Genomic DNA, 13,582 nt, shown 5'->3' with positions numbered 1-13,582 from the left:
TTTTTACTAACTTTTATCTTTATTATAGTTTTTGAACTCTTGAGGTTTCAATATTTGAAAAAAATCACAGAAAATAGTTTGCTAAATATCATAACAAAGAAGACTGGCTCATTTTGCTATGAGACAGCCCCGCTTCTCTTTTCGAAAGCGAAATAAAACAGTATTATTAAGAAGATAAAACACACCTGCTCCACTAAAATACATCACGCAATCTAACCAATCTCCAGTATAACGAGGATTGTGCTTGGGTAAATACCACTCAAAGTAAACACTATAGTATAAAGCCACAAAAAGGATAAGCGATAGAGGTAATAGAAGATCTGTCCGCTTCTTTAACTTGCTCAATATATATTGACAAATACTCAATGCCAACGGTAGAGTCAGAAAATCATTGACATAATTGTTAGCCCAAGTAGGCAAAGCAATATGAGATTTCTGTAAAACATAGATAACAACAGAAATACCAAGGGCTATATAAAAAAGTGTTTTCTTCATACAAGTATAAAAGAGGAACGATTACAAGTTGTAACAGCTCCTCTAATTCTAATTTAAAAAAATAAACAACTTACTATGCTGCTATAAATCCAATAAGATAAGCTATCCCAGCCATAATAGATACCCCTACCACCCATATAGCATTGACTATCATAGCTGGTACTCTGATAAAAGGATTAGGATGCTTGAGCATTCTACGAGTAAATTTCTCAAAACTAGTAAGTTCCCTATTTACTTCTTTTTGTATTCTTTCATTGACAACTCTTTGTTGTTCCATTTGACGGCGTAAAACCACATTGATTATCTCTCCACAATTCGTACAATAATCACTATTAACATTCTCTGTTTTACACTTTTGACAAGTGATATAATGCTTACTCATTTCAGTTTGTTTTATCAATAAACGTTCCTATGTTATAAAAACAGGACAAAGTTCAAGCAAACTAAAGGCTTAAAAAAGAACATTTACCACCCAAAACTGTCCTTATTCACTCCTATTGTATCTTATAATCAAACTCTCTTTCGATATTCTCGAGGAGAATAACCTACTTTTCGTTTAAAAAACTTGCCAAAGAATGAAGTAGTATTAAAGTTAAGTGATTCTGCTATTTCTGATATACTCAATGTCGAGTTAGCTAAAAGTAACTGTGCCTCAACTATTACAGCATCATCTATTAACTCACCAATAGTCTTAGCTGTAATCTCCTTTATCACTTTAGCTAGATAACTCTCAGAGACACAAAGCCTATCAGCATAAAAACGAACCAATTTCTTTGATTTAAAATGAAGCTGAAGAAGCTCTAAGAACTGAATAGTCAAGCTTTCCTTACGAGACAAATTACTCTTCAACGCCTTATAATTATAATGACTTGCATCTACTAATTCCAATAAAAACAAAGCAAATAAATGCTTAATTGCTTCTTTTTGATTAGCAGACTTCCCTTTTTGGGTGTTCTTATGATTAAGTAAAGTACACAGACTTAATAAAGAAGTTTGCTGTTCTTGATTCAGCACTAATTTAGTCACTGTATTAGGTGTCAATAACACGAAAGTACTCTTCTCATTTTGGGTATGTGTATTCTCTATCGCAAAAGCCCGATCAAAACTAATAGCAATGAAGTTAATGTCTTGACTAAACTCCTTAAACAGAATAACCATCTGTGGAGGAATAATCGTTATAGTGCCAGGTTCTAAACGATACTCAATCAGATTTACCTGTACGGTGATCATTCCTTGAGTCACAAAGAGCAAAGTATAATTCTCATTGCGATAAGGATACTTTAAAGGATTATCTGTAAAAGAGGTATGTATATCCACATAGATACCACTATCCTGATACTCCTTATCTAATAATTGAAGGATATCTTTTATCGTATAGTCGTGTATCTGATCAGCATTACTCATCTTTTTTATTTACAAAAATAAAGAAAACCTACCTGATATAGTCTCTATTATCCCATTAGAAACTATCTACTTTTACTAAGTCTATTGCTATTTCTAACCCAGTTAACAACTTATACTCCATCTTTACGAATCCATATTGTTCAGAAAAATAAAACACTAACTCTGTTTCTCCTAAAGTAGATTTAGCTGTAGAAATCACCTTTAGACAAGACAAATCTCCTAAAGCTGTAGAAACCATCTCTTGTTTTTCTATCCTATAGGTATAATCTAATAAGAGTTTTCCTTTCCATTCTCCCCATACTGGATTAGACCAATAATCACTTATCCTCATTTGATCTGACCAAGTATAACCTATAGACTTACCTAAGTGAATATAAGGAAATGGAACTGTCTCTAATGCTTTAAAGAAACGTGAACGCATCGGATGTAACCATACATTCTGTTCATTCTCTACCAATCCTGTTGAAGATCTAAAATCAGTCATAGGTTCAAAACTATATCTTATTTCAGTCTGTCTTTTATTCGTTCTTTTACCCTTTTCAGGAGCTATGACCTCCATTTTAAACTGATTAGCCAATGCGTCATCCTTAACAGAAGTCAGTCTCTCTGCATCCTTTGCATCTATAAATAGGCTATCTCCCTCCTTATTTTGAATCTTATAACAATAATAAAAAGTACGTCCCACCTTATAGATAGTATTGTTTACATCTACATTCTTTTTTTCGGTATATACTTTGTCATAATTCTGTGCCATACTATTGCCAGACGCTACCAACACAAATAAAACTAAAAAACAATATCTCACCATAATTACTATCAATTACAAAAAACTAAAGATAAGTATTTCAACACAATACCCCATAAAAAAAGCTACCCATACAGAGTAGCTTTAGTCTATTTATATGCTCTTACTTAGAGAAATACGTATTTGGATACAACTTTTGAAATGCGTTGTTCACCGCCTGATGGATCACTGTTGAGTGTATTTCTTGAGGTAGATAATCGAAGTGAGACTTGATATTCTTGTTCTTTTGAAGTATCTTATATAGTTGTTCCCCATACTCATACATCTTCATATCCTCTTCCTTATTAGGCACCCCTACATATACATTCACAGGTTGTTTTATCTTCTCTATCAGACACGTATGTGTCTTGTCTAATAGTTTCTCATCACCCCACCATAGACTAGGACTGATAATGATATAGTTTGTAAATAGATAAGGATGATACTCTAACACATAAGTAGAATACAACCCTGCTAATGACTCTCCTATTACAGTACGAGTACTACTTCCTTTATAATTCTTCTCTATATATGGAATCAATTCAGACTCTAAAAATGCCGTATAAGCCTCTGCTCTACCATACTCTGGAAACATATCTTTACTAAAACCTGCTTTCTCTACGAAGTTTAAATTATCTACCGCGAAAGTCATATCCTTTCTACGGTTGATTGTCTCTATCCCTACGATAATAGAATTAGGAAAACGAGCTATCCAAGGTAATGAGTTAAAACGCACTAACCCTGCAAGATGTATAAAGTCCTCTTCTACTCCTCCATCTAAGATATACACGACAGGATACTTAATAGTATCATTCGCATTATAATCAGGTGGCAAAACGATATTAATCGTTCTATCCTCACTTAGGATAGTAGAATGTAGTTGATCTGTTGTTCCGAATGTAAGAGGTTTACTATTCGTTTGGCTAATACTAGATACGCCTAATAGCAACATACCCGTTACTAATAATGCTTTTATATTTATCATGTTTGGTTAGTTAATTTGTTGGCTTCAAAGATAAATAAATCATTGAGCTACAAAAGTTTTTTTATACCAAAACACCCCAAAACAGTATAGTATTAACAAGATAAAATGAAGATTATTTATCTGTTTGTATTATTAGAACATCTATTAGTATAATTAAGACAATTACTAAATTTATAATCTCTATGTAAAAGCTTTAATAAAGTATTTCTTCCCAAAAAAAACGTGTATTAACACCAAATTCATTTTCTATTAAAGATAAAAAAGACTCTTCCTTACCACTTTCTTTAACATATACAGAAGTACCTAACCCTTGAATAAAACTATCAAATGAAGGGGCTACTATAACTTTATCATCAAAAGATATTTCAGAAGAGACAACATAAACAACTCCCTCTTTTAAAGATAGAAGTATAGTATAAGGATCTCCCAAACCAACAACCATAGCATCTATACTTAAACAATCTTGATACCAATAGTTATCTTTATTATTGAGGTTTATTAACCTATTAATATAATTTCCTCCACTACCAAATTGTATATTAGCCAAGGTTAAGTTTCCTAAATTATATCTCATTATAAAATCTTCAAACTCTTCTGGCAAAATAGTAATATTTAAGTACTCTTTTAACCTTAAAACTTCTTCTTTACTTCCTTTATAAGGTATTAATAATAGTTCTGAGATAATATCTTTATCGACATCAGCAAATTTCTTTTCGAGAAACACACTTACTTCTTCTATTTCAAACAATTTCATATTACAAACAATTTACCTTACATCCTCTGCACAGCGATAAAAACTATCCTCCTCAGTTATAGATCGATAATAAAATGTCCCAATATCTAATCCTGTATCTTTAAATAATACATTAATATCTATCTCCGCTTCTCCTCTGTAGAACGCTTCAGAACTTACATATCCTACTGTCGCAGTATTCAGATTAAAAACAATCAAATCCTCTTGAAGACCTGTACCTATAATATAGTAACCTTGCTTATAGATGTCTCTATTGTGTTTTTTGAAGTTCATTTTATGTAAATGAAATACCTGATCAAAAGTGTTGATACCAAAACGCCACCCTGAACGATATGAATGACTAATAAAAAAAGCCCCTATCTCCTCACCGAAATTCTTGATAAAATTACCTTCCGCTGTCTTTGTTAACGGCCATTTGATTAGTTCATGCTCTTTGCTTAACAGCTCAACTGCCTGATCAAAAAGAACAACATTCACTTTGCTTTCTTTTTCCATAATACCTATTCACATTATCTTCTAATGACAAAATTAGAGTTTTAAATTCAGTTTATAACTATCTAGCAATTGTTTACTTATTTCTCTCCACTAATTGTCTCTACTTTTTTTGTTGAAAACCAACACAATATTGAACCAATACACACCATGACCGTCCCTTGCCAAAAAGATATTCCCAGTGGAGTCGCTAACAATACTGAAGAAAGAGCTGATGATAATACTGGTATAAAATAAGATGCCCCAGTTAATATCGTTACATTGCCTTCTAAAATCCCAACATTCCATGCTGCATACCCGAATCCCATAGCAAAAGCAGCTAATAATAAATAGACAATAGAAGATAGCGTAAAGAGCATTTCTACCTGCTCAGCCATAATAAAATACTTCATCCACAATACAAGCGCCACTAATATAAAGAAGAATGTTATTCCATTCACTCCATTCGCTGAACGAACAGTAACTACACAATATGCTGACCAAAGAATAGCTCCTAAAAAAGCCAATCCATAACTCAGGGGGTTAGTCTTAATATTTACAAACATCTCAGATAAATTAAACCCCTCTTCTCCACCTAAAACCCAAATAATCCCTATTAATGAAGCCACAACACCAGGAATGATTAACCAGTTCGCTTTTTTTGACGTAAAAAGAACAGTCGCTATCATAGTAAAGGTTGGCCACAGATAATTAACCATTCCTATCTCTATCGCTTGCTTACTACTAGTAGAATAACCTATAGACAACGCTAAACATAACTCATAAGCAACCATCAAAATAGCACCATAAATTAAATATTGACGGGGAAACTCAGACAGTGGTACCCATTTCATACTAAACAACAGAAACATACTTGCTACAGTATAAATCATCGCAGCACCACCTGTAGAACCAAAGGAATAGCTCACTTCCTTAATAAGCCCAACAATAGAACTCCATAGTAGTATAGCACAAAAACCAATTATCGTAGCCTTAACTTGTTTAGTCATAGTATGTATTTAATATTCTTAAACGTCTATATTTTTTCTTTTTAAAAAATCCACACACTAAGTATAGTGCTAAAAAAAAATACAATAAACAAAACTATTCTTTTTATACTGATTAATAAAAGCACTGTCAAAAATAGTTTTAAAAGTGAACTTTCACTCATGAAGTATAGTAAAATCAGTACTTCGCACTATTATTAGGTAATTTAATATTCTATATTTGTGATAACATAACAACACAACGCTTAAGTAATGAAACACCTTTTTTTAATAGCATCACTATGCTGTTATACATCCTTGTTTGCACAGTCAAATGACACTTTAAGCAACCAAAAAATAAATGAAGTAGTGATCACCACTACCCAACAACAAAAAGGTTTTTCATCTAAAATGCCCCTCACTTATATTGAGAACCCTCAGTCTTATGACATTATCAAATATCAGACAGCTAAAGACCAAGTAGCGACTAACATAAAAGACGTATTACAGAATGCTACAGGACTAGTGCGAGTATGGGAATCAACAGGTGTAGGAGTCACTGGAGGAGAATATTATACGATGAGAGGGTTTGCATTCCAGCCTAACTTACTTAATGGTATGTCTAGCTTTACTAATAACACATTAGACATTGCTAATATTGAACAAGTCGAAGTAGTCAAAGGCCCGAACGGAACACTTTATGGAGGTAATGTGGTCTCTTATGGTGGATTAATCAATGTAATAACCAAAAAACCTTACGAACAATTAGGGGGTGAAGTCAACTATATTGGTGGGTCAAATAATCTTAATCGAGTCGCGCTAGACATCAATACCCCTATTAATAAAAAGCTTTTTATACGTTTAAACACAGCATATCACAAACAACATGCTTTTCAAGATGCTGGCTATAAAGAGTCTTTCTTCGTAGCACCATCTGTCCAGTACAATATTAATGAAAAACTAAAACTATACGTTGACTTTCAGTACAAAGCTAGTGAAGGAGCTAATACCCCGATGTTTTTTATATCTAGATATATGCCTGTGAGCTTTGAATCATTAGACCTATTTGAGGCTAATTACAAAAAAGCATACACTAGTAACGAATTAACCTTAAAAAACCCAACATTTACAGCACAAGCCAAATTAGAATATAAAATCAATAACAACTGGACATCCAATACCATTATCAATAAAAACAACGCACAGAGTAAGGGATATGACCTACTATTTGAAGACATTGGTACCACAGATGAGTTCGCTCGTTATATCTCTAAAATAGACTCAAAAACCAATATATTTAGTATCCAACAGAATATAACAGGTAAGTATAATATTGGTTCAATAGACAACACTATATTATTCGGATTAGACTATTTATCTAAAGAATTTTCTAGTATAGATGGTGATTATATAGAGCACGGTATCATCTCCTTAATCAATCAGTCTGACACAGGAGATTTATCGAAAACAGCTATTGACAATGCTCTCTCAACGAGTAATTATATACATAACAAAGCGAAAACCCAGACCTTCAGTTCTTATATATCTAATGTAACTAATATTCTTCCTAACTTCTCATTCATGGCAAGTTTAAGATTTGACTATCTAGAAGGAAGTACTTCAACAGTAAACGATCAAAAGACGAGTCAGACTACACTCTCTCCTAAATTTGGATTAGTCTATCAACCTATCCAAAATAAACTAGCACTTTTTGCTAACTATCTAAATGGTTTCGTATTCCTAGATCCTGCTATTATCTCTGATCCAGACGGAACCAATAAAACCATTCAACCTTTTGATCCAGAACAAGCAAACCAATTCGAGATAGGTGTAAAAACAAATCTATTAGGTGATAAATTATCTGCAACGATAAGCTACTACCACATAAAAGTGACCAATAAACTAATGACAGTCCTAAACTCTTTAAACAGTTTTACACAAGGCGGAAAAGTCAAAAGTGAAGGAATAGAACTTAGTTTGACAGGAACACCTCTTCTAGGATGGGATATTATCACAGGATTTAGTCATAACTATAATGTAGTAACCAAATCCTTACCTGCTGATGGCAATCTTGGTTTCAGACCAGAAGAAGCAGGACCTGCTAATCTATTCCACCTATGGACCAACTATAAATTACAATCAGGCATCTTCAAAAACCTAAGCTTTGGAATAGGAGTAAACTCAGTAAGCGAACAAAAAACAATCAACCGCTCTACCCTAGGAGTATTCACGTTACCAGGTTACACGATCTACAATACAGCCATCGGTTATGATTGGAAAAAATTCAATGCAATATTAAAAATAGACAATCTTACAAACAAAAAACATTTCACAGGCAACTCCACAGTTAACCCTCAAGGTCTAAGAACTGTATCATTATCTCTAAACTATAAAATATTTTAAGAGACTCCTTGTGTTGGCGCAGATTTGAAATCTGTGCCATGTATACCCCCATGCCGAAGGCAAACAATTCTTAATTCCCCGAAGGGAGAACATTCGTAATTTGAAAATCGTAATTAACAAGCCATACCTATTTTATCATCACCGTCAACGTCCCAAAGAAATTACTCCCATTATGTGCTAGTATAGGAAACAGCACACTTCTACTCTTGATAACTATCCATCCATAAACATACCCTGCAAAAGCAGTCTGTACAAAATAAACTGTATCAAAAGACACTACATACTCTTTTGAAAGTGTAAAAGCATGAACAAAACCAAACAATACAGCTATAATCAAGTTACTCGGATTACCTAAATACCTCACCTTCATTCTTAAAGAAGACAATAACACCCCCATCAAGACCCCTCTAAACATAATCTCTTCATCTATGCCAGGCATCGTAAGTTGAAAGGCTAAAGTCTCTATATTCCACTCTCCTCCACTACCAGCAAACCACCAAGCTACTACAGCCAGTAAAATAATACCTACAGTCACTAGCCAAACTCCCTTTTGACTACCAGGTGCTTGCTTCAGCCTAAAGAAATTGTGTTCTTTAAAGTAAGAGCGAAAAGCAAAATAACAAATCACTCCCCATATAGTACCATAGACCTTCCCACTCCAATTCCAACTGCCATTGATAATACGAAAGCTTTCAGATACCTGTACTAACATCAATGCACAACTATAAAGCACAAATACAAAACAAAAGATCCCAATACGCATAAAATCTTTTTTGCTCCTATCTTTCATAAACAAGATCATAAAAGGAAGTAATACCCCTACTTGCATTAGTGCTTCAAGTATAACTATGGTCATGGTCATTAATTTAGTTCTTCTAAAATAACATATTCGTATAAAATAACAAAGCCCCAAGTGATTGAGGCTTTTTTGTTATTCATTATTTTTTATATGTAATTCTTCTCTTGTCTACAATCCCAAATAGTAACGATAAAAACCGTACACACTTCTATAAAATAGATTATTTTATAAATATTTCTAACCAAGATATATCTATAATTTACTGAGCCATCAGCTAATATTAGCTCTAAAGTTCCCATTTCAGGAAACTGACTTAATGCATTAGTAGCTGACTTAAAATCTTGTATTATTTTATCTCGAGCCTTTTGACTCTTAAACTTATAATAAGAATGAATTTCCTTTACTCTTGTATTGCTATTTTTGACCAAATTACTTCTACCATTTCTTCAAAGAAGTCCTTTTGTTTAATACCATAACCACTCCTAACTTCTTCTACACCTAACAGAACCTCTTTTCTTAGTTCCTCCGCAGACATTACAGCAGGTAATTGCTCATCATGCCTCAATATCTCCCTTATTTCTCTAATAAGAGAAATATCTTTTACTTATAAAAGAGAGTTTATCAACTCTTCTCTTTCTGACTGTAATGTGCTATTAACCATATCTTTCATTTTTAATAAAACAATCTCATAATCATCACCTTATACAAAAACACACTTAATAATAATTATAACTATAAATTTTAATACTTTTTAATTCTAAAATTTTCATCTATTCCCCTCTAAATCAAAATACTTAATAAACCAAAAGCCTCAATTACTTGAGGCTTTCGTTTATTTCTTCATTAATTCATTTACAGTCTCTTCTATAGAGTATTCAAAATACTCTCCTTGTTCATCCTTATTACACATAAAGAGTTTATGGGAATACTTAGCACAATTTAACTTCAAAAAAAAGTAATAATAATCATTTAGATACCACTTAAACTGCTGTTCAAAAGTAACTTCTTCTGTCTCTTCAGAAACATCAAATACCTTGAGAATAGTCACTATCTCAGTTATCTCTTCTCTGCTAATATCCTTTACTACTAAAGGATCAGGTAATGCTATTCTAAAGGCTAACACTTCTGCCCCTTCTCCTTCCCAATACTCCCATAAATCATACCTAGACATATCTTTCCCAGTCAGCTGATGTAACTCACCCTCTACTCTTTTATACTCAATAAAGTTTTCATCTCCATACTCATCACAGAAGTCAGTATATCCTAATACAGCTTTTAGCACTATAGGATAACGCTCTTCTGCTACCTTCATTTGAGGAGCTATTTCACTTCTTAGACTCATATCATTCGTTTTATACTGAGACTCAAAATATTGACGTCTCTACCTTATATTTATTACGTAAATATACATTTTGACACATTGCGATGGCGCAGATTTGCAATCTGTGCTGTGTATACCCCTATGCCGAAGGCAAACAATTCCTAATTCCTAATTTTAAATTCCTAATTAAAAGAGCGTAGCGTCACTGCTATTTTCTTCGTAGCGCTAACCTTACTCCACTCTTCTATCAAGGCAATAACTGTAGGATTAGTCACCTTAGCATTATTTGTATGAAGTACCTCTACATACTGCTCTAATAAAGTCTTCAGACCTTTAATAGGACTAGCTCCTAATTGCTCTAAAATACTCTCTATAAACAACTGCAATGCTTGGTTATGTTGCACACTCACATTCATCATAACCCCTTGTATAGAATCAGTCAAACGCTTAATCGTCACATATTCTTTCGCCTCTACTTTACCGATGATATGACCTACTTTTTGTTGATCTAGGCGAAGTGCCTCTTTGACCCAATATTCTGCTACGAAAGCACGCGTTACCTTATCATCACATATCAACGCAAGTCCAAAGAACAAATAGAATTGCTCTGAGAAGACCACATTATTCATTTGCAACAGGTAGGTAAACATCCCTTGAAGCAATTTCTTCTCAGCCACTTCGAAGGTAGCACTACCACCATAATGCAGACACTTCTCTACCACAGCTAAGTAAATAGGATCTAACTGTCTAGGGTTAATAGCCAATAAAGACTCGCTTAAATTCACTTTAGTATCTCTAATCTGATACATGATCAAGCCCATTAGATTTGCAGACCCCATACGATCACCTACCTCTGTCTTTGGCATCGCTTTATTAATACGACTAAAGATTAAAGACAAATTAATATCATACGGTATCTGCTCAAACTTCAGTTTCTTATGCGTAAATACCTTATCTATCTGCGTCTTCGTTTTATGATCCCAATCCTTATACGTATGAGACTCTTCTATCACTTCCCAGTTTCCTAACCAACCCGCACAGTATTCTTGTTGCTCTTTGGTATAGTGCTCATTCGTCAAGCTTTCTAAGGGTTGATGAGGGTACTTTAACGCTGCCGCTACTCTCCATATATCATAGTAATCTACTGACTCTTCTTTTACCTCTTCATTACCTAGGTAAAACTCAAATATCGCTAGCAACTCCCCTTTTAGTTGTTGCTGAGCTAGTATCAACCCAGCCTCTTCTGTATTTTTATCTATACGTGCTAATGCAATCTGTAAATCCACTGCATCTACTAATTCTCCCTCTTTTTGATAAGCTACTAATCGATCTACCAATACCCTACTATCTATATAAAAAGGCTCATGTGTAGGCAAACTCAATATTGGGAAAATACGCTTCTCTTTCACCAATTGTAAACTGTAGTAATACACCGTCAGATAAGGGCGCAGAGCAGCATAATAATAACTAAATCGATTACTTGCCTCTAACTTTACCTCTCCCAGCGTGATTCCACTATTGGTATATATCTCTGCATTAGCATATTTGTGATACAGCTTGTCTAATGCTGTAGTCTCTATAGTAGGATCTGCAATCAACATACGCGCCCACTCTAACAGCCAAAAAGCCATAGCGTTCTGTATCGTACTTGTTGACCACAAATCTTTAAAGGTCTTAAACACTTTATCAAAAGCAGGTAGTAACTGATCGATGTGCTCTGCTTTTAATTCTCTTTGAAGTCTAATAATCGCATCTATGGTTTGCTCAAAGGCATAGTCACTCTCCAATGTCTTCCAAGCCGAACAATGGAAAATCAAATCTTCTACTGTGGCAATAGCCTGAATAGGCACTAGCTCCGCCTCTCCCTCTTCTACAGCCTCTGCAAGCGTTACACTCTCCTGCACACTCATATATCCACTAAACAACATTTTCGTCTCACTCATCATCATTTCTTGATAAGCTTCTAATTGCACTGCCAGATCTTCATTAGGTTGAGCATATTTCACGATTTGCTTCGCTACTTTAGTCTGCATCGCTTGATCCTGTATATGCAAAGCCCCTACGATAGCAACAGCACTTGCCTCCTTATAGGTAGGATGTACTTTATCCAATACAGCCACGATACGCATCGCCTTATTGATTGTCGCCTTAACGGTACTGCTCATTAATATAGGCAGACTATTGACAAAAGCCTCTACGTGAAAAGCCTTGTCTTTCGCTATTTTAAACAAGATGTCCAATGCTTCATTGACCACCTTAGACAATGAACTATTCAACAATTGGAAGATATCCTCCTGAAACGACAATATCTCATGATCAGCAAGAGACAATTTACTTAACAAATTCACATTCCATCCACACAACGCTTGATTCGTATGAGTCAATGCTCCTTGAATAGCAGTCTGTACAATGCGTTGTTTATCTAATCGTCCTTGTTCTATTAATGTAGCGATGACCTCATCCCATGAGTAGTGATTAATATTCACTTCATGGTCAAACAAATACCAAAACTCTTTCTCTAACAACTCAGGGTATTGATCAAATAACTCAACCTTACTTGCATTGACCATCACAGTCGCCCAAGTAGCTTCTGTCAATAGGGTCTTAAACACTCCTTTCTTATAAGACTCATATAAATAGTCTATCTCGTTAAAAGGCGCTCTCACCCATCCTTCTCTAGCCGAATCATTGATATAATCACCTAACCAATCAGGCACATACCAATCCAATACTTGCTTAAACTCCTCCTCACTAATAATCCATATTCCCGTAAAATCTTTATATGTACAACAAGCCAATACCGCCACACTCACAGCTGATCGTTGCTCACTATTTCCTCTATATCCATACGAATTCCTATTGCCCTCCTCTGGTACATACTCTTGATAGTATTTCCCTAGCTTAGAGATCTTCTTAGTGTACTTAAGCCTTTCCTCTAAAGGGGTTTCCTTAAGTAAGAGAAGTAATCTTCTAGTATTTCCTTTTCTTACAAACTCTTCTAATTCAGTATAAAATATATCTTTACTCATAGCGATTCTCTTGTGGTTTTGTTGTTTTGGTATGCTGTGTTTTTATAACCTCACTTTCAAGACCGAAAGATACAATTTTACAACCTAAAATAAATAACGGAATAAAGGGGTTTAAATAGAAAAACGAGTGCTGTGGCACTCGTTTATATGC

At 34.3% G+C, this 13,582-nt stretch carries 14 protein-coding genes; 1 reads left to right on the top strand and 13 read right to left on the bottom strand.

Translation table 11 applies throughout. The annotated features are described in order from the left end of the window. Positions 1-108: 108 nt before the first annotated feature. From HX049_RS15965 to yddG, 8 genes are all read right to left on the bottom strand, one after another. Positions 109-495, bottom strand: coding sequence for a hypothetical protein (locus HX049_RS15965; protein WP_286417089.1), 387 nt, complete (start codon positions 493-495; stop codon positions 109-111). A 73-nt stretch (positions 496-568) separates the two neighbouring features. After that, positions 569-877, bottom strand: a complete 309-nt coding sequence (locus HX049_RS15960; RefSeq protein WP_006258246.1) for a hypothetical protein — start codon at positions 875-877, stop codon at positions 569-571. 128 nt (positions 878-1,005) lie between these two features. Further along, complete coding sequence (locus HX049_RS15955; protein ID WP_286417086.1) at positions 1,006-1,899, bottom strand: AraC family transcriptional regulator; 894 nt, start codon at positions 1,897-1,899, stop codon at positions 1,006-1,008. Between the two features lie 55 nt (positions 1,900-1,954). Then, positions 1,955-2,653 carry a hypothetical protein gene (locus HX049_RS15950; protein ID WP_286417084.1) on the bottom strand — a complete coding sequence of 233 codons (699 nt, stop codon included), beginning with the start codon at positions 2,651-2,653 and terminating at the stop codon, positions 1,955-1,957. A 154-nt stretch (positions 2,654-2,807) separates the two neighbouring features. After that, entirely contained in the window at positions 2,808-3,668 is an 861-nt protein-coding gene (locus HX049_RS15945) for an alpha/beta hydrolase (RefSeq protein WP_286417082.1), read from the bottom strand. A gap of 193 nt (positions 3,669-3,861) precedes the next feature. Further along, complete coding sequence (locus HX049_RS15940; RefSeq protein WP_286417079.1) at positions 3,862-4,422, bottom strand: SMI1/KNR4 family protein; 561 nt, start codon at positions 4,420-4,422, stop codon at positions 3,862-3,864. 12 nt (positions 4,423-4,434) lie between these two features. After that, the gene (locus HX049_RS15935; RefSeq protein WP_286417078.1) at positions 4,435-4,917 is read right to left on the bottom strand and encodes a hypothetical protein; all 483 of its coding nucleotides are present in this window, start codon (positions 4,915-4,917) and stop codon (positions 4,435-4,437) included. A gap of 77 nt (positions 4,918-4,994) precedes the next feature. Continuing rightward, entirely contained in the window at positions 4,995-5,903 is a 909-nt protein-coding gene (yddG, locus tag HX049_RS15930; protein ID WP_286417077.1) for an aromatic amino acid DMT transporter YddG, read from the bottom strand. Between the two features lie 249 nt (positions 5,904-6,152). On the opposite strand from yddG, the gene HX049_RS15925 reads away from it, so the two are divergent. After that, entirely contained in the window at positions 6,153-8,282 is a 2,130-nt protein-coding gene (locus HX049_RS15925; protein ID WP_286417075.1) for a TonB-dependent siderophore receptor, read from the top strand. Between the two features lie 127 nt (positions 8,283-8,409). Here HX049_RS15925 and HX049_RS15920 read toward each other — a convergent pair whose 3' ends face one another. The 5 genes from HX049_RS15920 to HX049_RS15900 all read right to left on the bottom strand — a co-directional run bounded on the left by HX049_RS15920 (position 8,410) and on the right by HX049_RS15900 (position 13,431). Then, positions 8,410-9,138, bottom strand: coding sequence for a CPBP family intramembrane glutamic endopeptidase (locus tag HX049_RS15920; RefSeq protein WP_286417074.1), 729 nt, complete (start codon positions 9,136-9,138; stop codon positions 8,410-8,412). Between the two features lie 89 nt (positions 9,139-9,227). Beyond that, entirely contained in the window at positions 9,228-9,509 is a 282-nt protein-coding gene (locus tag HX049_RS15915; protein WP_286417073.1) for a type II toxin-antitoxin system RelE/ParE family toxin, read from the bottom strand. Continuing rightward, positions 9,482-9,646, bottom strand: coding sequence for a hypothetical protein (locus HX049_RS15910; RefSeq protein ID WP_286417071.1), 165 nt, complete (start codon positions 9,644-9,646; stop codon positions 9,482-9,484). Before HX049_RS15910 ends, HX049_RS15915 begins: the two co-directional genes overlap by 28 nt. A gap of 267 nt (positions 9,647-9,913) precedes the next feature. Further along, on the bottom strand, positions 9,914-10,423 hold the full coding sequence (locus HX049_RS15905; protein ID WP_286417069.1) for a hypothetical protein: 510 nt from the start codon (positions 10,421-10,423) through the stop codon (positions 9,914-9,916). A gap of 161 nt (positions 10,424-10,584) precedes the next feature. Beyond that, positions 10,585-13,431 carry a DUF6493 family protein gene (locus HX049_RS15900; RefSeq protein WP_286417067.1) on the bottom strand — a complete coding sequence of 949 codons (2,847 nt, stop codon included), beginning with the start codon at positions 13,429-13,431 and terminating at the stop codon, positions 10,585-10,587. Positions 13,432-13,582: the final 151 nt, after the last annotated feature.

Source organism: Myroides odoratimimus (assembly GCF_030326305.1).
GTDB lineage: Bacteria > Bacteroidota > Bacteroidia > Flavobacteriales > Flavobacteriaceae > Flavobacterium > Flavobacterium odoratimimum_A.
The sequence above is the reverse complement of the archived record's forward strand: the minus strand, read 5'-3'. Positions and strand labels throughout refer to the sequence as shown.